This is a genomic window from Rheinheimera sp. (assembly GCF_037442345.1).
In the GTDB taxonomy this organism is placed as follows: domain Bacteria; phylum Pseudomonadota; class Gammaproteobacteria; order Enterobacterales; family Alteromonadaceae; genus Pararheinheimera.
Map to the genome: position 1 here is coordinate 71024 of NZ_JBBIQL010000011.1, position 19880 is coordinate 90903.

Annotated in this window: 22 protein-coding genes; 16 read left to right on the plus strand and 6 right to left on the minus strand. The window is 53.5% G+C overall.

The features are described 5' to 3' along the window. The first annotated feature begins 93 nt into the window (after nt 1-93). Together ompR and envZ are read left to right on the plus strand one after the other, a co-directional pair. Complete coding sequence (gene ompR / locus WKJ04_RS08390; RefSeq protein WP_337841699.1) at nt 94-819, plus strand: two-component system response regulator OmpR; 726 nt, start codon at nt 94-96, stop codon at nt 817-819. Continuing rightward, on the plus strand, nt 820-2142 hold the full coding sequence (gene envZ, locus WKJ04_RS08395; protein WP_337880012.1) for a two-component system sensor histidine kinase EnvZ: 1323 nt from the start codon (nt 820-822) through the stop codon (nt 2140-2142). A 30-nt stretch (nt 2143-2172) separates the two neighbouring features. Here the strand turns inward: envZ and WKJ04_RS08400 are convergent, their stop codons facing one another. The 3 genes from WKJ04_RS08400 to hslR form a co-directional block, all read right to left on the minus strand. Beyond that, the gene (locus tag WKJ04_RS08400) at nt 2173-3711 is read right to left on the minus strand and encodes a phosphoenolpyruvate carboxykinase (protein ID WP_337880013.1); all 1539 of its coding nucleotides are present in this window, start codon (nt 3709-3711) and stop codon (nt 2173-2175) included. Nucleotides 3712-3887: 176 nt separating this feature from the next. Further along, nucleotides 3888-4736: an Hsp33 family molecular chaperone HslO gene (hslO, locus tag WKJ04_RS08405; protein ID WP_337880014.1), complete on the minus strand. Its 849-nt coding sequence runs from the start codon at nt 4734-4736 to the stop codon at nt 3888-3890. Between the two features lie 20 nt (nt 4737-4756). Continuing rightward, a complete protein-coding gene (gene hslR / locus WKJ04_RS08410) occupies nt 4757-5155 on the minus strand; it encodes a ribosome-associated heat shock protein Hsp15 (RefSeq protein ID WP_337841695.1) in 399 nt (132 codons plus the stop codon). 171 nt (nt 5156-5326) lie between these two features. On the opposite strand from hslR, the gene gspC reads away from it, so the two are divergent. Genes gspC through WKJ04_RS08470 form a run of 12 tightly spaced genes read left to right on the plus strand, consistent with a single transcriptional unit; the run spans nt 5327 to nt 16503 of the window. Further along, nucleotides 5327-6232 carry a type II secretion system protein GspC gene (gene gspC / locus WKJ04_RS08415; RefSeq protein ID WP_337880015.1) on the plus strand — a complete coding sequence of 302 codons (906 nt, stop codon included), beginning with the start codon at nt 5327-5329 and terminating at the stop codon, nt 6230-6232. 29 nt (nt 6233-6261) lie between these two features. Further along, a complete protein-coding gene (gene gspD / locus WKJ04_RS08420; RefSeq protein WP_337880016.1) occupies nt 6262-8364 on the plus strand; it encodes a type II secretion system secretin GspD in 2103 nt (700 codons plus the stop codon). Further along, nucleotides 8364-9866 carry a type II secretion system ATPase GspE gene (gspE, locus tag WKJ04_RS08425; RefSeq protein ID WP_337880017.1) on the plus strand — a complete coding sequence of 501 codons (1503 nt, stop codon included), beginning with the start codon at nt 8364-8366 and terminating at the stop codon, nt 9864-9866. The genes gspD and gspE overlap by 1 nt, the downstream gene beginning before the upstream one ends. Further along, the gene (gspF, locus tag WKJ04_RS08430; protein WP_337880018.1) at nt 9866-11086 is read left to right on the plus strand and encodes a type II secretion system inner membrane protein GspF; all 1221 of its coding nucleotides are present in this window, start codon (nt 9866-9868) and stop codon (nt 11084-11086) included. Before gspE ends, gspF begins: the two co-directional genes overlap by 1 nt. A gap of 1 nt (nt 11087) precedes the next feature. Beyond that, nucleotides 11088-11522, plus strand: a complete 435-nt coding sequence (gspG, locus tag WKJ04_RS08435) for a type II secretion system major pseudopilin GspG (protein ID WP_337841690.1) — start codon at nt 11088-11090, stop codon at nt 11520-11522. After that, nucleotides 11522-12172 (plus strand): type II secretion system minor pseudopilin GspH, encoded by a 651-nt coding sequence (gene gspH, locus WKJ04_RS08440; RefSeq protein WP_337880019.1) that lies wholly within the window; start codon nt 11522-11524, stop codon nt 12170-12172. The genes gspG and gspH overlap by 1 nt, the downstream gene beginning before the upstream one ends. Next, the gene (gene gspI / locus WKJ04_RS08445) at nt 12169-12534 is read left to right on the plus strand and encodes a type II secretion system minor pseudopilin GspI (protein WP_337880020.1); all 366 of its coding nucleotides are present in this window, start codon (nt 12169-12171) and stop codon (nt 12532-12534) included. Before gspH ends, gspI begins: the two co-directional genes overlap by 4 nt. Continuing rightward, nucleotides 12527-13126 carry a type II secretion system minor pseudopilin GspJ gene (gene gspJ / locus WKJ04_RS08450; RefSeq protein WP_337880021.1) on the plus strand — a complete coding sequence of 200 codons (600 nt, stop codon included), beginning with the start codon at nt 12527-12529 and terminating at the stop codon, nt 13124-13126. Before gspI ends, gspJ begins: the two co-directional genes overlap by 8 nt. Then, entirely contained in the window at nt 13126-14106 is a 981-nt protein-coding gene (gene gspK, locus WKJ04_RS08455; RefSeq protein WP_337880022.1) for a type II secretion system minor pseudopilin GspK, read from the plus strand. Before gspJ ends, gspK begins: the two co-directional genes overlap by 1 nt. Further along, entirely contained in the window at nt 14103-15293 is a 1191-nt protein-coding gene (gene gspL, locus WKJ04_RS08460) for a type II secretion system protein GspL (RefSeq protein WP_337880023.1), read from the plus strand. The genes gspK and gspL overlap by 4 nt, the downstream gene beginning before the upstream one ends. Further along, nucleotides 15290-15751 (plus strand): type II secretion system protein M, encoded by a 462-nt coding sequence (locus WKJ04_RS08465; protein WP_337880024.1) that lies wholly within the window; start codon nt 15290-15292, stop codon nt 15749-15751. Before gspL ends, WKJ04_RS08465 begins: the two co-directional genes overlap by 4 nt. Continuing rightward, complete coding sequence (locus WKJ04_RS08470) at nt 15751-16503, plus strand: type II secretion system protein N (RefSeq protein ID WP_337880025.1); 753 nt, start codon at nt 15751-15753, stop codon at nt 16501-16503. The genes WKJ04_RS08465 and WKJ04_RS08470 overlap by 1 nt, the downstream gene beginning before the upstream one ends. On the opposite strand, the gene yrfG is transcribed toward WKJ04_RS08470, so the two are convergent. Next, nucleotides 16489-17154 carry a GMP/IMP nucleotidase gene (gene yrfG, locus WKJ04_RS08475; protein WP_337880026.1) on the minus strand — a complete coding sequence of 222 codons (666 nt, stop codon included), beginning with the start codon at nt 17152-17154 and terminating at the stop codon, nt 16489-16491. The two genes, WKJ04_RS08470 and yrfG, sit on opposite strands and share 15 nt — an antisense overlap. Before the next feature lie 61 nt (nt 17155-17215). Between yrfG and nudE the strand changes: the two genes are divergently transcribed. Both nudE and cysQ read left to right on the plus strand, forming a co-directional pair. Beyond that, the gene (gene nudE / locus WKJ04_RS08480) at nt 17216-17794 is read left to right on the plus strand and encodes an ADP compounds hydrolase NudE (RefSeq protein ID WP_337841681.1); all 579 of its coding nucleotides are present in this window, start codon (nt 17216-17218) and stop codon (nt 17792-17794) included. Continuing rightward, on the plus strand, nt 17781-18608 hold the full coding sequence (cysQ, locus tag WKJ04_RS08485) for a 3'(2'),5'-bisphosphate nucleotidase CysQ (RefSeq protein WP_337880027.1): 828 nt from the start codon (nt 17781-17783) through the stop codon (nt 18606-18608). The genes nudE and cysQ overlap by 14 nt, the downstream gene beginning before the upstream one ends. Here cysQ and WKJ04_RS08490 read toward each other — a convergent pair. Further along, complete coding sequence (locus WKJ04_RS08490) at nt 18605-18850, minus strand: YheU family protein (protein WP_337880028.1); 246 nt, start codon at nt 18848-18850, stop codon at nt 18605-18607. The two genes, cysQ and WKJ04_RS08490, sit on opposite strands and share 4 nt — an antisense overlap. Beyond that, nucleotides 18844-19872, minus strand: a complete 1029-nt coding sequence (locus WKJ04_RS08495) for a hydrolase (protein WP_337880029.1) — start codon at nt 19870-19872, stop codon at nt 18844-18846. Before WKJ04_RS08495 ends, WKJ04_RS08490 begins: the two co-directional genes overlap by 7 nt. Nucleotides 19873-19880 lie beyond the last annotated feature (8 nt).

The window sequence follows — 19880 nt, forward strand, 5'->3', positions numbered from 1 at the left end:
TTCCGACAAACTTTGTAACACATGAACCCGTCACAGCCGCTACTGTGACGGGTTTTTTCGTTTATAGTGGTCTGGTGGCGTGGAGGGGGATTTATGTTAGGACAGGAAACCACCAAGATCTTAGTGGTCGACGACGATATGAGGTTGCGGGCTTTGCTGGAGCGTTATCTGGTCGAGCAGGGTTATATAGTGCGGACTTCGGCCAACTATGAACAGATGCAACGGCTGATGGAGCGCGAACATTTCCATTTACTGGTACTGGACTTGATGTTGCCGGGCGAAGATGGGTTGTCCATTTGCCGGAAGTTGCGTCAGCAGGACAATGAAATTCCTATCATTATGCTGACCGCCAAAGGTGATGAAGTGGACCGTATTATTGGCCTGGAAATGGGTGCAGACGATTACCTGCCAAAACCCTTTAACCCGCGTGAACTGCTGGCGCGTATCCGTGCCGTGCTGCGCCGCAAGTCCAAAGAGTTACCTGGTGCGCCAACCCAGGAAGAAACCCTGGTCAAGTTTGGTCCTTTCACCTTCAATTTAGCCACCCGTGAAATGCACAGGGGTGACGAGCTGATGCCACTGACCAGCGGGGAGTTTGCTGTGCTGAAAGTGCTGGTCAGCCATGCACGCGAGCCGTTGTCGCGTGACAAACTGATGAATCTGGCCCGGGGCCGCGATTATTCCGCGATGGAACGCAGCATTGATGTCCAGGTGTCGCGTTTACGCCGCATGTTGGAAGATGACCCGGCCAACCCACGTTATATTCAGACGGTCTGGGGCCTGGGTTATGTCTTTGTGCCGGACGGCGCTGTCAGTTAGATGCGTCTGATCCCACGCAGTGCCTTTGGCCAGACCGTTTTTCTGATTGGCATTCTGTTATTGATCAACCAGCTGGTGTCTTACCTTTCAGTGGTTTATTACGTGATTAAACCCAGCTACCAGCAAATTAATCATCTGATCGCCAAACAAATCAAAGTCGTGTTTATTGATGTGGACCATCGTGACCATTTGTTGTCTGAAGAATTGACCCGGCGCTTTCAGCAAGCGACGGGTATTGAAGTGTACACAGATGCCACAGCCCTCCAACATGGCTTAAACGACGCCAGTTATTACCAGTATTTTTCCGAAGAAATGTCGCATGAGCTGGGCGGGCCTGCGGAAGTCCGTATTGCCCAACAAAACAATTATGCCTTTTGGGTGAAACCACCCCAGGCGCCACAGTATTGGGTCAAAGTGCCTTTAACAGGGCTGGATGAAACTGATTTTTCTCCGCTGAAAATTTATGTGCTGGTGATTGGCTTTTTAAGTGTGGCGGGTGGCTGGCTTTTTGCCCGACAGCTGAACCGACCTTTGCAGGCCTTGCAGCAGGCGGCATTAAAAGTCGGGCGGGGCGAAATTCCTGAGCCTATACCTGAGCAGGGCTCCACCGAAATAGTGGCGGTGACCCGGGCTTTTAACCATATGGCCAAAGGGATAGGGCAACTGGAACAAGACCGTAACCTGTTGATGGCCGGGGTGTCGCATGATTTGCGCACGCCCCTGACCCGTATCCGACTGGCCAGCGAAATGGTTAGTGAGCAGGACAACTGGATCCGCGATGGCATCGCCAGCGATATTGACGATATGAACGCCATTATCGACCAGTTTATTGATTACATTCGCCACCACAAAGAAGAAAACCTGCAAAATGATGACCTGAATGCGCTGGTGTCTGAACAAATCAGCGCTGATCGTCTGCAGAAACGCGAGATCAATGCGCACCTCGACCACCATTTACCGCTGGTCCCACTGCGGCGTATTGCGGTGAAACGGGTACTGACCAATCTGATCGAAAATGCACTGAAGTACTCAGATGGTGCCATTGAAGTCAGCACCGGGCTGGAACGGGCCAGCAAAAGGGTGTTTGTACAGGTACGCGACCACGGCCCTGGTATTCCGGAGCCGGAAATGGCGCGTATGCTGGAACCATTTGCGCAGGGCGACATAGCCAGGGGCAGCGGCGGTTCAGGGTTGGGCCTGGCCATTATTAAAAAAATTGTTGATATGCACCAAGGGCAAATCACCATGCATAACCATGCTTATGGTGGCCTGGTCGTTACAGTGTACTTTCCGCTGAAACAAGAAAAAGGGACCGGAGTTTAGCCCGGTCCCTGAGTTCATTCTTGGTTGCTGTTACACTTTAGGACCGGCGTTACGGATAGCATCCGACACGTCGTATTTCTTAAAGTTATTGGCAAATTCTGCCGCCAGTTTGGCCGCGTACTGATCATAAGCCGCTTTATCGGCCCAGGTGTCACGTGGGTTCAGCAGTGTGCTGTCCACCCCTGTGACTTGCAGCGGGACATTCAGGTTCAGCTGTGGCAGGTGCACAGTTTCAGCGGCGGCCAGCTCACCGGACACTATGGCGTCAATAATGGCGCGGGTGGTCGGGATATCAAAACGTTTGCCAACCCCATGTGGGCCGCCGGTCCAGCCGGTGTTCACCAGATAGACTTTGGAATTGAATTCACGCACCCTTTTGATCAGCAATTCAGCGTATACGCCAGCCGGGCGTGGGAAAAACGGCGCACCAAAACAGGTGGAGAAGGTCGATTCAATGGCGGCTGTGGAGCCAATTTCGGTCGAGCCTACTTTGGCGGTGTAACCACTTAAGAAGTGGTAAGCGGCCGCTTCTTCGGACAGCACAGACACAGGCGGCAACACACCGCTGACGTCACAGGTCAGGAACACAACAGCTTTAGGTTCACCGGCGCGGTTTTCCAGCACACGTTTTTCCACATGAGCCAGTGGGTAAGCGGCGCGGCTGTTTTGGGTCAGGCTGGCGTCTTTGTAATCTGGCGTGCGGTTATCGTCCAGCACCACGTTTTCCAGAATGGTGCCAAAGCGGATGGCGTCCCAAATCACCGGTTCGTTTTTCTGTGACAGGTCGATACATTTGGCGTAACAACCACCTTCAATATTAAAGACGCTGCCCGGTGCCCAGCCGTGTTCATCGTCACCAATCAGAAAACGTTTCGGGTCGGCGGACAAGGTGGTTTTGCCGGTGCCAGATAAACCGAAGAACAAGGTGGTGTCGCCATCTTCCCCAACGTTGGCAGAGCAGTGCATCGGCAGCACGCCTTTGGCGGGCAACAGGAAGTTCTGTACAGAGAACATGGCTTTTTTCATTTCACCGGCATAACGCATACCGGCCAGCAGCACTTTACGCTCTGCGAAGTTAATCATTACAGTGCCGTCGCTGTGGGTACCGTCACGCTCCGGGTCGCAGCTGAAGGACGGGACGTTCAGAACTTGCCAGTGATCTTTGCCGGCTTTATTCCAGTGCGCAGGGGTGATAAACAGGTTTTTGGCGAAAATATGCTGCCAGGCGGTTTCTGTGGTCACTGTCATGGGGATGTAGTGTTCAGCGTCAGCACCCACTTCCAGATGGGACACAAAGTGTTCTTTGGTCGCAATAAAATCACTGACCCGGGCCCACAAGGCGTCAAATTTGGCGGCATCAAAGGGCTGGTTCACATTGCCCCATTGAATATCTGCTTCAGTGCCTGGCTCTTTGACAATAAAACGGTCTTTGGGTGAACGGCCGGTTCTGTGTCCGGTTTTTACCACTAAAGCGCCGTTGTCTGCCAACACACCTTCGCCACGGCGAATCGCATGCTCAACTAAATCCGCCACTGCTAAATCAATGTGACGAGTAATTGTAGAGGTCATTGTAGGGTGACTCCTTGAGGTACATAAGTCGGTTATTGAGGTGTTTTATAGCTATTCTGGCGGGGATTGTACTGTATTTAACCGGTCTATACGACCCTTGGCAGGAGGATTTGATAGCTTTTTATCGGCTTTTTTGAAAGTTTACATGGCGGGTTACATGGCCGCCATGTGTGGGGTCAGAACTTTGCCAGAATGAGCTGCAGTTCAGTGTCATCAAAACGATAAGTGGTGTTGCAGTAATCGCAGCAGATTTCCAGCTTGCCTTCGGCTATATGTTCTTCGACAGCCGTTTTGCCGAGTGAAATAATGGCGGCTTCGCATTTTTCTTTCGAACAACCACAGACAAACTGCACCGGCTGTGCCGGGAACAGTTCCACATCTTCTTCGTGGTAAAGGCGGTGCAGAATTTGTTCGACCGGCAATTCCAGCAGCTCAGGTGCCGTAATGGTATCCGTCAGTACCACCAAATGGTCAAAGTCCTGTTTGGCTTTTTCCGGGTCGACCGGCAGCACTTGCAGCAGCAGACCTGCTGCTTTACTGGATTCGGCTGTTAAGTCGCTGAACAGGTACAAGCGGGTGGGTAACTGCTCAGACTGAACAAAATAAGCTTCCAGCGTTTCTTTTAAGCTGTTGCCAACCAGTGGAATAACGCCCTGATAACGTTCGCCTTGTTTGGGCGTAATGGTGACCAGCATAAAACCCTCACCAATCAGCTCACGGAAACTCTCTCCCGCGATTTCAGCCTGTAACCGTGCTACGCCACGAAACTGCTGATTGGAACTGCCGTTGACGGCCAGATAACGGATAGGGCCATCACCTTGCAACTGCACAGCAATATCGCCATCGAATTTCAGCGTAGCGGTCAGCAGGCTGGTCGCTGTCACCAGTTCGGCCAGCAGTTGTTTGACCGGGTATGGGTAATTGTGGTTTGCCAGCATCTGGTGCAGGCTGTCACTGACATACGCCAGTTCACCACGCACATCACGGTGACTGAATAAAAAACGTTGTAGTAAATCTCTGTTCATGGGCTACCTGTCTGAACTGTTCAGGATTGCTGAGCTTTGATCAGCAGCAATTGCCGGCGCATTTTTTTATCCGGCTTGGTGTCCGGATGCGGAGCGAATAAGGCGTTCAGTTTACGCAATTCAGCTCGTTTGGCACGGTCGGCAATGCTTTCTGCTGTTTCTTCATATAAAGCCTGGGCTAAAGGGGCGGACAAACGCTGTTCCGACAATCCAAGCACGACGACGGTTTTTTCATCCGACCCCTGGGTCAGCCGAATGGTTGCACCGGGCTCCACTGTTTTGCTGGCTTTACAACGCTGGCCATTATAATGAACTTTTCCGCCTTCGATCATGTCTTTTGCCAGGCTGCGGGTTTTGTAAAAGCGGCAGGCCCATAACCATTTATCTAATCGTAATGTATTTGTGGTAGGCTCAGACATCCGTTGCTCCTTTGGCTGGAAAAACGCCAGTGTTGTACTGGCACAAATTACCACAAATCGCGCGCCGGCCCTAGCGTAGAATACCCGTTTACCCTTCCAGAAACAGCGGGCTTGTTGCGCTTAAGACAACTGAGTAAGATAAACCGAGTTTTGTAAAAGAATTATTAAAGAATGAATTGGCTTGCTTCCGTCCGCCCTTATCTGGCCTGGTTGTCCCGGGTGCCTCAGAACCGCGTCAATACAGGTCTGACGGCGGCCTTGCTGCTGCTGGCTTGTTATCTGGCCGCTCAGCTCACCTGGCAATTATGGCCCACACCCGCCACACCGGGGTTACCCCTGAGTGCCGCTCAGGTCCGTCAGGCTTCTGCTGTTGATATTCAGCCGCTATTAGCAGCACAATTGTTTGGCAAGGCGGAGGCTGCGCCTGAGGTTGTTGCTCCCGCGCCGTCTGACGCACCTAAAACCAGCCTGAATCTAAAACTGACCGGAGTGGTGGCCGTGAAAGGCAAACCTGAAGCCGGCTCCGCCATTATTGACAGTCAGGGTGCTGAACAGACCTATGGGGTGTCCGATCGCATTGAAGGCACCAGTGCCAGTTTAAGTCAGGTGTTTGATGACAGGGTGCTGTTGAATGTTGGTGGCCGTTTTGAGACCCTGATGCTGGACGGCGTGGAATACCAGCAAATGGCGCAGCAAAATCAGGCGGTGGAATCCTATCAGGCGTTGCCTGAGCCCATGGAAGGACCGCAACTGGTCGAAGTCCCGGAAGATATGGCGGCAGCCCGGCAGGAAATGTTGCAGGAGCCGATGAAGTTTTTCGACTATGTCCGTATTTCACCGCAATACCGCAATGGCAAATTGTATGGTTATCGGGTGACACCGGGCAAAGACCCGGCTTTATTTGAACGTATGGGTCTGCAGACCAATGATATTGCAGTTGAAATTAACGGTACGCCGCTAAACGATATGCAGCAGGCGATGGTGGTCATGCGTGAATTACGGGAAGCGACCCAGGCTTCCATAAAAATAGAACGGGACGGCCAGACCCGGGACATCGTCTTTAGTCTGTCGCAATAACAATTACATTACAGAATGGTTTAAACCCAATGAAGTCAGTCAGATTTTCCTGTATGCAAATGCAGCGCTGGTTAGGTGCCGGTGCTTTGGCATTGCTGAGCTTTTTTGCTGCCGCTGTGGAATACCAGCCTAATTTTAAAAACACCGACATTAATGAGTTTATTAACATCGTCGGTAAAAACCTGAACAAAACCATTATTGTTGACCCACAGGTGCGCGGCCGTATCAATGTGCGCAGCTATGAAATGCTGAATGAAAAACAGTATTACCAGTTTTTCCTGAATGTGCTGGAAGTGTACGACTTCTCCATTGTGGAAATGGACAACGGCGTGCTGAAAGTGGTGCGGCAAAAAGATGCGAAAACCGCCAATATCCCGGTGGTTGGGGATAACAGCAGCGCTCAGGGCGATGAAATGGTGACCCGCGTCGTGCAGGTGAAAAACGTCTCGGTGCGTGAATTGGCTCCTCTGCTGCGTCAGTTTGTTGACCAGAGCGGCGGCGGCAGCGTGGTGAACTACGACCCGTCCAACGTGATTATGATGACGGGCCAGGCCGCCACAGTGAATCGGCTGGTCGATATTATTGCCCGGGTAGACAAAGCCGGTGACCAGGACCTGGAAATTATCAAACTGAATTACGCCTCCTCAGGTGAGGTGGTGCGTATTCTGGAAAATATCTATAAAAATCAGGGGAAAGGTGAAACCCCTGAGTTTCTGATCCCAAAAATTGTGGCCGATGAACGCACCAACAGCGTGATTGTCAGCGGTGAACGTCAGGCGCGGCAACGGGTGGTGTCTTTGGTGCAGCGGCTGGACGCCGAACTGGAAAGCCAGGGCAATACCCGGGTTTATTACCTGAAATACGCCAAAGCCGAAGATTTAGTCAAAGTGCTGCAAGGTGTCAGCGCCACTATCGCGGCTGAGGCACAGGGGGGGACGGCGGCCGGCGGCCAGCAGGGTGCCCGCAGCCGTGGCAACCGCGATGTCAGCATTGAAGCTCATGTCGAAAGTAATTCTTTGGTGATCACAGCGCAGCCGGACGTATTGCGTTCGCTGGAAGATGTGATCCGGCAGGTCGATATCCGCCGTGCGCAAGTATTGGTCGAAGCCATTATTGTGGAAGTGGCTGACAATGCCGGGGTTAACCTGGGCGTACAGTGGATTAGTGCCGATGGCGGTTTTACTCAGTTTAATAATGGCGTGGTGCCTATTACGTCGGTGGCAGCTGGTGCAGCCGCGGCTAGGGTAACTAAGGGAACAACGACCACTACTACTAATGCAGAGGGCACAACCACCACCCAAACGACTCCTGATTCCAATGGGGATTACACTGCACTTGGCGAAGCCTTGGGGGGTGCCACAGGGATGATGCTGGGCGTGGTGAAAAACGACTGGGGCGCTATTTTGCAGGCGGTCAAAAGCGACAGTAATTCCAATATTCTGGCCACGCCGTCGATCACGACCCTGGATAACCAGGAATCCTCTTTTATTGTCGGTGAAGAAATTCCGGTGAAAACCACCACCAGCCCAGGCCAGGGCGGCACCAACCCCTTTACCACGCTGGACCGGATTGAAGTGGGGATCAAGCTGAAAGTCACGCCGCAAATTAACGAAGGCAATGCGGTTAAATTAACCATTGAGCAGGAAGTGTCGGGCCGTAACGGGGATATTGAAGGCAACCCTATTGTTTCCAAACGTGAAATTAAAACCACAGTGCTGGCCGATGATGGCGCCACTGTGGTGCTGGGTGGTTTAATTGACGAAGATGTACAGCAAAGCGAAGCCAAAGTGCCGCTCTTGGGCGATATCCCTGTGCTGGGTGCTTTATTCCGCTCCACCTCCTCCAGCAAACGCAAACGTAACCTGATGGTGTTTATCAAACCGACTATTATGCGCGACGATGCGCTGGTGAATGAAATCAGCCAGCGTAAATACAATTACGTGCGTGCCGCCCAACTGGCACAGGGCGAAAAGGGCATCAAACTGATGTCGGATACCGAAACCCCGGCCATGCCGGAGTTTGATTCCACCCTGATTATTCCGCCAAGCTTTGACGAATACCTGGAAAAGAAAAAAGCGCAGGATCAGGCTGAACGGCTGAAAAAAACCCAGAACGGCGGAGAGCAACCCTGATGGCAGAGGTTGAACAAGCTCCATTGGCCACCCCAAGAACACGGCTGCCTTTTGGTTTTGCCAAACGTTTTGGGGTGCTGCTGCAGGCGCAGGAACAAGGTTGGGTGCTTTATGTCAACCCAAACACAGCACCAGCCGCACTGCTGGAAGTCCGGCGTTTACTGGGCACGGCTTTTGTGGTGCAGAAGCTCAGCAGCAACGAGTTTGAAGCTTTGTTGGAGGCCTCCTATCAGCGCGATTCCACCGAAGCGCAGCAGATTATGCAAGACATCGGCAACGAGGTGGACTTAGCGTCATTGGCGGATGAAATTCCGGAAACCGAAGACCTGCTGGAAAACGAAGACGATGCACCCATTATCAAGCTGATTAACGCCATGCTGGGTGAAGCCATTAAACTGGGCGCTTCCGATATTCACGTCGAAACTTTTGAGAAAAACCTGGTGGTGCGGTTCCGGGTCGATGGCGTATTGCGTGAGGTGCTCAAACCGAACCGTAAACTGTCCAGCCTGTTGGTGTCGCGCATTAAGGTAATGGCTAAACTGGATATCGCCGAAAAGCGGGTGCCGCAAGATGGCCGTATCAGTCTGCGCATCGCTGGCCGGGCTGTGGATGTGCGGGTATCGACCATGCCATCCAGCCACGGCGAACGGGTGGTGCTGCGTTTACTTGATAAAAACAACAGCCATCTGGACCTGAACAAGCTGGGCATGACAGCGTCGGTGCAACAAGCCTTCTCCCGTCTGATCTTAAAACCACACGGCATTATTCTGGTCACAGGCCCAACAGGTTCGGGGAAAAGTACCACTTTGTATGCCGGCCTGACCGAAATCAACACCAAAGACCGCAATATTCTGACGGTGGAAGACCCGATTGAATACGAGCTGGAAGGCATAGGCCAGACCCAGGTGAACAGCAAAGTGAATATGACCTTTGCCCGTGGCCTGCGCGCCATATTGCGGCAAGACCCGGATGTGGTGATGGTCGGTGAAATCCGAGACCTGGAAACAGCGCAAATCGCGGTGCAGGCGTCACTGACCGGTCACCTGGTACTGAGCACATTGCACACCAACACTGCCGCTGGTGCTATTACCCGTCTGGAAGATATGGGGGTGGAACCTTTCCTGCTGTCGTCCAGTTTATTGGGGGTGTTGGCCCAACGTCTGGTACGGACCTTATGCCCGCATTGCAAAGAAGCCCATGAACCGGACAAAGAAGAGCGGGCTCTGTTGGCGGTCACCAAAAAAGACGCGCCGCTGATTTACCGTGCCGTCGGCTGTGAACACTGTAACCAGACCGGCTATCGCGGCCGCACCGGTATCCATGAGCTTCTGGTGGTGGATGAACACACCCGGGAGCTTATTCACAACGGCAAAGGCGAACAGGCCATCGAAAAATACATCCGCAGTCAAAGCCCCAGTATCCGCCAGGATGGGTTCAGCAAAGTGCTGGCCGGTGAAACCACGCTGGAAGAAGTGCTGCGTGTCACACGTGAGGATGCCTAGTGGCGGCTTTTGATTACCAGGCGCTGGATGCCAGAGGCCGTAAAACCAAAGGCGTGATGGAAGCCGACAACGCCCGTCACGCCCGCCAGCTGCTGCGTGAACAAAAGCTGACGCCGCTCAGCCTGGAACTGGTTGCCAGGCAGGAAAAACTGCTGTCAGCCGGGTCAGGCTGGTTTAAACCACGGGTGAAAGCCTCGGAGCTGGCCCTGATCACCCGTCAGCTGGCAACTTTGGTCGAAGCCGGCCTGCCGATTGAAAACGCCCTCTATGCAGTGGCAGAACAATGTGACAAAGCGCGACTGAAGAGCATGATGATGGCAGTGCGTTCCAAAGTGGTGGAAGGCTACAGCCTGGCCGAAGGCCTGGCCGAGTTCCCTTATGTGTTTGACCACTTATTCAGTTCGATGGTGGCGGCTGGCGAAAAATCCGGTCACCTGGATGCGGTGCTGAACCGGCTTGCCGATTACACCGAACAACGCCAGCATATGCGCAGCCAGATCTTACAGGCGCTGTTGTATCCGGCCATTCTGACGCTGGTGGCTATTGGCGTGATCAGCGTGTTGCTGGCGGCTGTGGTGCCCAAAATTGTCGGGCAATTTGAACATATGGGCCAGAGCCTGCCGGGTTCAACCCTGTTCTTAATAGCGGCCAGTGATTTTGTCCGCGACTACGGCCTGTTGGTGCTGGGGCTGATTATTCTGGCCATTGCTGCTTTTAAACGGGCGCTGCGCAAGCCAGCTTTCCAGCTGAAGGTGGATCGGCGTCTGTTACGGCTGGGTCTGGTCGGTAAAGTCAGCCGTGGCCTCAATACAGCCCGTTTTGCCCGTACTTTAAGTATTCTCAACGCCAGTGCCGTGCCTTTATTGGAAGCGATGCGCATCAGCAGCGACGTGCTGGAAAACACCTATATGCGTCAGGCGATAGGTGAAGCCACCGCCAAGGTGCGCGAAGGGGCGTCGCTGCGTTCTGCGTTGGAGCAGACCAAACTGTTCCCGCCTATGATGCTGCATATGATCGCCAGCGGGGAAAAAAGTGGTCAGCTGGATGGTATGCTGGAGCGGGCGGCCAACACCCAGGACCGGGAATTTGAAACCCTGGTCACTGTGTCGCTGAAAGTGTTTGAACCTGTGTTGGTCGTGTCCATGGCCGGCATAGTGTTATTTATCGTCATGGCAATATTGCAGCCTATTTTGGCATTAAACAATTTAGTAGGAGGTTAGGATGCAACAGCAAAAAGGTTTTACGTTGCTTGAAGTCATGGTGGTGATCGTCATTCTCGGCATTATCGCCAGTATGGTGGTGCCCAACTTAATGGGAAACCAGGAAAAAGCCGCGAAACAAAAGGTGATAGTGGATATTCAGCAGATAGAAAATGCGCTGGACCTGTACAAACTGAACAATGGCTTTTACCCGACCACTGAGCAGGGTTTACAGGCCTTAGTGACCCAGGCCACCTCTGAACCGGTACCCCGTTCTTTCCCTGAAGGCGGCTTTATCAAGCGCATGCAAAAAGACCCGTGGGATAATGAGTATCAGTTGGTCAGCCCAGGTGAAATGGGCCGCATTGATGTGTTTTCGATGGGGCCGGATCGGGTTGCCGGTACCGAAGATGATATTGGCAACTGGAACCTGGATTCGGAAGAGCAGCAAAACTGATGCGTCGCCTGCAGCACCAGGGTTTTACCCTGATCGAAGTGATGTTGGTCATGGTGCTGATGGGCTTACTGGCGTCTTTTGTGGTGGTGAATTTTGTGCTGGAACCACGGGAAAAAGTGTTGCAGCGTGAGACTGAACGTTTGCAGCAACTGGTCCAGACGGTGTCAGAAACCGCAGTAATGAAACAAATGGATTTTGGCCTGTTGCTGGATGACAAAGGCTATGAATTTCTCTGGCATGACGGTACCCGCTGGCAACGTGCCGCTGAGCCCAGGTTTATGCAGTTTCACGCCTGGCCTGAACAGTTGACGGTCGAATTGCAACTGGATGGCCTGCCTTTTGCCGAAGACAGCATTATGGGGCAGGAAGAGTTTCGTGAGCAGCAACAGCAATGGCTGGAGCAGTTGATGGAACAGGACGAAGAAACCGGTGAGAAAACCGGAAGCGACGGCAAAACTACGGAAAAAACTCCGCCAGATGCCAAAGAAAAACCTTTGCTGCCCCAGGTCTATATTTTGTCATCCGGTGATTTAAGCCCCTTTTTGCTGGTGTTGTCGGACGACACCGACGACCCGGTTTGGTATCAGTCGCTCAAAGGCGAGTACAGTATTCCACTGAGCCGGACTGAACCTGATACGGTGCGGCCATGAACTCCCGTGGTTTTACCTTGCTGGAGCTGCTGATAGCAGTGGCCATTTTTGCCACCGCCGGTGTGGCGGCAATGAAAGCCACATCAGAGCATGTGCGAGCCATCGGCATGCTGGAAGAACAAACCTATGCGGGTTATGTTGCCGAAAATCAGCTCAATGCGGTGTTTCTGGAAAAAAGCTGGCCACTGAAAAACGAACAAAAAACGGTCGAGCTGGCGAACCGGCTGTGGCTTTGGCGACAGGAAATCCGCAAAACTGCTGACGCCAATTTCAGTGCGGTAGTGGTAAAAGTCAGCCTGGCGGATGAACCAGAGCGGGTGATTTATCAGCTGCAGACTTATGTGGGAAAACCCGATGCGTAGCAGGGGTTTTACCTTTATTGAAATGCTGCTGGCAGTGGCTATTTTTGCCATTGTTGGCCTTGCCTCCGCCAGTGTGTTGTCATCGGTGCTGGATACGGATGCTGCTGCCCGCAACGCAGAACTGCGGTTGGTGCAGTTGCAGCGTTTTTTTAATTTGCTGGAGCGGGATCTGGCGCAAATCAGCGCCCGGCAAATCCGGGTTGACGGTGAAGAGCCGTTAAAGGCACTGCTGATCGGTGAAAAACTGCTGTTTGACAGTGAAGAAGATGCACTGGCTTTTGTGCATCATGGCTGGCGTAATCCGGGTATGGTGTTGCCCCGCAGTGAAATTCAGGCCGTCGCTTATCGTTTAAAAGAAGGCCGTATAGAACGTTTATTCAGTCTGTACCCGGATGCGGTGACAGGCACAGAGCCGAAAGTGCAGCCACTGCTGGACCAGGTGACAGGCTTTAAGCTGGAATACCTGCAGGACGAGGAGTGGAAAGAGCAATGGAATGCGGAGCGTCTGCCTAAAGCCATACGGCTGACCATTACCCACGAAAGTCTGGGTGAGATTCAGCGTTTTTATACCTTAGTGGATGGCCTGACCTGATGCGGCAACAACGGGGTGTAGCACTGGTGGTGGTGATGCTGATCCTGGCGCTGGTGGTGGTCATCGCTGTGGAGATGAGTGGCCGGCTGCAGTTGCAGTTGCAGCGACAGTTTAACCGCCAGCATCAGCAGCAGGCGTATTGGTATGCCATAGCCGCAGAGCAGGCGGCTATTCAGTTAATCAAACGTACAGTAGTCAGCGAAGAAACCACCAACTTATCGCAGGACTGGGCCAAGCTGGGCGCCACCTTCCCGGTGGATGATGGCAGTATCACGGGCAAACTGATTGACTTGCAAAGTTGCTTTAACCTGAACAGCCTGCAACGACCTGCCGGTGAAACTCAGGTAGGGACAGGTAAAAGTACCACGCAGCAGGCGTTTGAACGTTTGTTGGACTTAAAAGCCACGGATTTGTCGATGCCCTCTGAATACCTGGTGGCCCGGGTCAGCGACTGGCTGGATGCGGATTCTTTGTTACAGACGGCAGGTGGGGCAGAGCAGGATGATTACGCCGGACTGCAGTTGCCCTATTACACGGCCAATAGCCTGATGGGCTCGGTCTCTGAATTGCGGGTGATGCTGGATATGACGCCGTCGGATTATGAACAGGTGCGGCCCTTTGTCTGTGTGATCCCAAAACTGCGTGACAGCAAGTTAAATATCAATACCCTGAGTTCGGAGCAGGCGGTGCTGTTAAGTGCGTTTATTCCGGAGCTGGATGAAGGGGCGGCGCAGGATTTAATTGGCAGCAGGCCGGAACAAGGTTTTACAACTCTGGACGAAGTCTGGCAAAGCCAGCAACTGCAGGGCAAAAACATACCAGATGAGGTCAAAGCCTTGTTTGTGTTAAAAACCAATTATTTTGTGCTGGAAAGTACAGTGACCTACCAGGACAGCCTGTTTAATCTGGCGTCTGTGTTGCACATAGATGAACAACAAAAAGTAAAAGTGATAGCCCGGCGTTTTGGAGGCCAGTGGTGACAGAACAAATAATAATCCGGCTGAACAGCCGGCCCGACCAGGCGGTGGTGTGGTTGGTCTGGTCGGCGGCCAGCTCCGAGGTCATCGCCTCAGGCCAGCTGAAAGACAGCTCCGAACTGCCCGCCCTGGCAGAGCGGCTTGGTGCCAGGCCGGTAGTGGCGTTGGTGCCCGCTGCCGACGTGGTGATGACCAAAGTGGCGTTGCCGGGCAAGCCCAATCGCCAGCTGCTGCAGGCTTTGCCTTATATGCTGGAAGAAGAGCATGCCGAAGATATCGATCAGTTGTTTCTGGCGCTGGGGCCTTGTGTGCAGCAGGAACAGCAGTATTGGCAACAGGTGGCCTTGTGTAAAAAAGTGCAACTGGAGCAATGGCTGGCCCAACTGACAGCCGCCGGTTTCACCGCCAGCCGTATGCTGCCCGATGCGTTGCTATTGCCACTCTCTGCGCAGGCCGCCAGTGCCATAGAGCTGGCGGGTCAATGGTTAGTGCGCCAGTCGGACTGGCAGGCTACCAGCATTGACAGCAGCTGGTGGGCCGACTACCTGGCACTGGCCGACATTGAGCTGATCACCAGTTACAGCCCCTGGCCGGAGCAGATACTCCAGCAGGTGCAGTTGGCAGAACCTGAATTGCCGCTGGCCCTGCTGGCCGCTCAGTTGCCAGAGCAGCCGTTCAGTCTGTTGCAGGGGCCCTATCAGCCGAAAAAACCACAAAGCAAAATCTGGCTGACCTGGAAAACGTCGATGCTGTCTGCCGCTGCCTGTGCGCTGATTTACCTGAGCTCAGTCGGGTTGCAGGTCTGGCAGCAAGGTAATCAGCTGCAACAACAACGTGCGCAGCTGGTGCAGTTGTATAAAAGCCGTTTTCCCGGTGAATCGACCCGGGATATCAGCCGGGCACTGGCACGCAAAACTGTCGGGGCTGGTCAGGGCAAAGATGTCAGTTTGTTTGGCTTATTGCAGGATGTGCAGCGGGAGTTGGCCGCGACAGAGCAGGTCCGTCTGGATAGTCTGCGCTACGACCAAAAAAGTAATGAGCTGCGTTTCCAGGCACAGGCTGACAGTTTTCAACGGTTTGACAGCCTGAAAACCCGGCTGGAGCAACAGGGCTTTGAGGTGAAACAAGGCGCACTGAGCAATGAAGGCAACAAAGTGGTTGGTACTGTGTCGGTGAGGGTCAAATCATGACGAAGCAACAACTTCTGGCTCGCTGGTCGGCGTTGCAACGCCGGGAGCAACAGCTGTTGATGGTGGCGGCCGTCGCTGTTCTGGTCGCTGTTTTTTATTATCTGTTGTGGCAGCCGCTGCATCAAAGCCTGAACCAGCAGCAGCTTGATCTGGTGCGGGTACAGCAACAGCTGACTCAGGTGCAGAGTTTTCCGGTCGCCTCCGCCCAAACCGCCCCGGCTGGCAGCCTGACCGATTTGTTGAGTTCCAGCGCCCGCAAACATAATATTCAGGTCAGCCGGATGCAGCCGCAAAATGAACAAATGCAGGTGATGCTGAATGACCTGAGTTTTGATCAATTATTGACTTGGTTGCATGAGCTGCAGTACCAACACAAAGTGTCAATAGTGCAGCTGGACCTGAGCAAAGCCGACCAGGCGGGCCTGGTCAGAGTGCGACGTTTAGTGGTTGAAAGTTGATGAAAAAAATAAAAACCGGCCTGGTGATCCTGGCGTTGTATCTGGCTTTTGTGTTGCTGCTGAGCCCAGCGGCTTTGTGGCTCAAATTAGTGCCTTTGCCCGCCTCTGTACAGTTGGGCCCCGTGTCAGGCACTGTGTGGCAAGGGCAGGTCCAAGCGTTATCCGTGCAGGGTCTGACACTGTCGGATCTGAAATGGCAGCTAAACCCCTGGTTGCTTTTCACTGGTAAACTGGCGCTCACGCTGGAAGCAGGGCAGCCACGCCAGACTCAGTTGCCTTCACTGAAAACAGAACTGCGGTTCGGCTTTGACTCCATGCAAGTGCGTCAGTTGCAGGCACGTCTGCCGGTGTCTTTGCTGCAACCTGCATTGCAACTGCCTTTGCCAGTGGGGCTGGACGGTGCCGTCTTACTGAAAATTCCTGAGCTTGAATGGTCAACTGCAGGTTGCCAGCAGTTACAGGGGCTGGTGAGCTGGCTGGATGCAAAAGTGCAGCCACCAACGGGCTGGATAGGTTTAGGAACTTTGGATGGCCAGTTGAGCTGTGCTGATAACCAGCTGCAGCTGGTGACCCAACCCAGTCCACCACTGCATTTGGAGGTGACTGCTTTGGTCAGCCCGGCCGGGCGTTACCGGCTGGATGGGTTTATCAAACCGGACAGCTCCATGCCGCAGGATGTGCACCAGGCCATGCAATTTGTTGGCAAAGCTGATGCACAAGGCCGTTTCCCGGTGCGCTTAGGCAGCCGTTAAGTCATCCAGCAACACGGCATAGTTATCAATAGCCGGAAACTCTGTGATGATGCGGGCGGGTTGCTGGCTGTCCGGATTGGTGATGGCCAGCAAATGCCGGATGCCAAACTGTTGAGCGGAGCGCAGCACTGGCAGACTGTCGTCAACAAAAAGCGTTCGCTCCGTGTCAAAGCCATACTTTTGCTGCAGCAGTTGCCACAGTGGCTGCTGTTCTTTGGTGTAACCAAACTCATGCACAGACACCAGGGTATCTATGTAACTGGCCAGTTCCGTCTGCTCAATTTTCAGCGACAGGCTGTCCGGATGGGCATTGGTCACCAGGATCACTTGCTTACCCGCCTGCCGCAGCGCGGTTAAAAAGGCCGGGCTGTCGTCCCGCATACGGATCTTATGCTGAATTTCCCGTTTCAGCTCTGTGATGGCTAATCCTGTGCGGTTGGCCCAGTAGTCCAGGCAATACCATTCCAGTTTGCCCATTAACAGGTCGTATTCAGCTTTCAGCTGTGCCTTGGCCTGGTCCGCGGTCTGTCCGGTTTCTGCGGCCCAGCGTTCGGGCAGATGCTCCAGCCAGAAGTAGTTATCAAAATGCAAATCGAGCAGGGTGCCGTCCATATCCAACAGCACCGTATCTATTTGTCTCCAGTCCAGCATAGGTTTTTTCAGCCTTTCCATTTATAGTAGAACGGTCGCTCATTGTAACAGAGGCAGTCTGATGACGCAGAAGGACCCGGCGAAAGTCAAACCTGAAATTCTGGCAAGCCGGCTGGTGGCTGAAAGCAGGCTGTTCAAAGTGGAACAGCTGGAGCTGAAGTTCAGTAATGGTGAACTGCGCACCTATGAGCGCATGAAAGGTTCGGGCCGCGGTGCTGTGATGGTGGTGGCTTGCGCCAGTGCAGACGAGTTTTATCTGGTACGGGAATACTGTGCCGGCACCCACGATTACCAGTTGGGCTTTCCCAAAGGCTTGATAGACCCGGGGGAAACAGCACTGGAAGCGGCCAACCGCGAATTGCAGGAAGAAATTGGCTTTAAAGCCAACCGACTGATTGAACTGAAAACCCTGGCCTTAGCTCCGGGGTACTTTAATGCTACAATGCATCTGGTGTTAGCGCTGGACTTGGCACCGTCCAGGTTGCAGGGCGATGAGCCTGAACCTCTGGAGCTGGTCAGCTGGCACTGGTCACAGATGCAGTCACTGCTGGCGCAGGTGGATTTCACCGAAGCGCGCAGTGTGGCTGCTTTATATCTCGCCCGGAATTATCTGGATACTCATCAGGATGTTTTTAAGTAGGTTAATAGAACCTGTTAAGCAAACAGCACAACGTGCCGGAGAGGCGCTTTGGTCCATTTACCAGAGCGGAGATTACCAGCATGAACAAAAACCGGATGCCAGCCCGGTCACGTCGGCGGATTTAGCCGCCAATTCCCTGATCCTGCATGCGTTAGCTGAATTCAGTCCTGATATTCCGGTGGTGTCAGAAGAAATGCATTTGTTGCCGCTGAAGCAACGGCAGGACTGGCCACGTTACTGGCTGATTGATCCGATGGACGGTACTCAGGAATTTGTGGCCCGCAGCGGTGACTTTGCTGTCAGTATCGCGCTGGTGGAACATGGCTGGCCTGTACTGGGGGTGATCTATTGGCCAAAAGAACACACCTGGTACTACGCCAGTCGTGGGCACGGCGCTTTTAAACAGCAGGGCTCGCTGATCAAACGTATTCAGGTGCGTCAGCATCAGACCGGCCAGCCGCTGCGCATCGCAGTCAGTCGGCGTCAACCTTTGGCACCCATTCAGCATTTACTGAACGAACAGGTGCAGCCGGAGTTTGTTGCTTTGGGCAGTTGTTCACTGAAAAGCTGCTTAGTGGCTGAAGGTGGGGCAGACTGTTACCTGCGTCTGGGCCCTACAGGCGAGTGGGATACCGCCGCTGTGCAGATTATTGTCGAAGAGGCTGGCGGCAAAATTCTCGACAGCCAGTTTATGCCTTTAAGCTACAACCAACGGGAAACCCTGGCGAACCCGGATTTTATGGTGCTGGGCCGCGCTGAGCAGCCCTGGCAAAGCCTGATCCGCGCCCACAGTGCCACCCGCACTTTGACTTAACTGCCACAGTTCTGCTCAGACACACGCACCAGCCATTGCTGGCGGGTCAGCAGGTCGACACTTTCATGCAGTTCTGAATAGACAATCACCACCAGTCCGGCCTCGATTTGCTGGCGGATCTGACTGACTTTGCCGGCCAGTGTCATTTCCTGTTCACCATAATCTGTACCTTCGCGCAGCACAAAAGCTTCAATCAGATTATCCAGCGTGTTGCTGTCCAGCTGCTGGTACGGAATTAACATGGGGCGACCACCTGTGGGAAAAACTGCTGTAAATAAGCCGGAACATGCTGGTCCAGATAATAACGTGGCTTCAACGGAATAGCGCCGCTGACAAAGCCGACATGACCGCCCCTTTTGGACAACACTAATGACACCCAGGGTGGCATTTCGTCCGCTTTGGGTACCACAGCGGCGGATAAAAACGGGTCGTCTTCGGCATGGATCAGCAGGGTAGGCTTTTGGATCTGTTTTAAATACGCCTTGCCGCTGCATTGCCGGTAATAGTCATCGGCGTTGCTGAAGCCATGCAAAGGTGCTGTCAGTACATCATCAAACTGGCGGATACTGCGCAGGCTGAGAATTTGTTGTGGCGTGATTGGCAAAGGAAAGTCTGTATGGCGTTTAAGTTTGGCCAGCATACTGCGTTTCAGTCGCCCCAACAGATAGTGTTGATAGATTCTGCTGCTGCCCTGATTGATCCGATCTGCACTGGGCGCCAACGCCAGTGGCGCTGAAACAGCGACCAGAGCCTTGAGTGGGCAGGCCGAACCTGTCTCGCCAGCATACTTCACTAACACATTACCGCCTAAGGAAAAACCAACAGCAGCCAAGGGGCGTGTGGGGTACTGATGTTGCAGCTGGGCAATCAAATACGCCAGATCAGCGGTATCGCCAGAGTGGTAAGCCCGCGGCAGGCGATTGGGCTGGCCATTGCAACCGCGAAAGTGCATCAATACCGCCGTGAAGCCCTGCTGCTGCAAAGCCGCCAGCATACCTGCCGCATAATGGCTGTGGATATTGCCTTCCAGGCCATGCAATACAATGACCAAAGGCGTGTCAGGGCGCACAGCCGGCGCCTCAGTCCAGCTCAGTTCCAGCTGATCCCCATCCGGCAGTGCCAACATTTCACTGAAGGCTGGTGCCTGACGGCGCGGCGCCAGGTATTTGGCGGCTATGGTTTGCAGATGGCAGTTGCGCAGCCACCAGGCTGGCTTAAAAGGTGGTGGATGTTGCACCGAAACGGGCTGGGCTTGCAAATTCAAGGTGACTA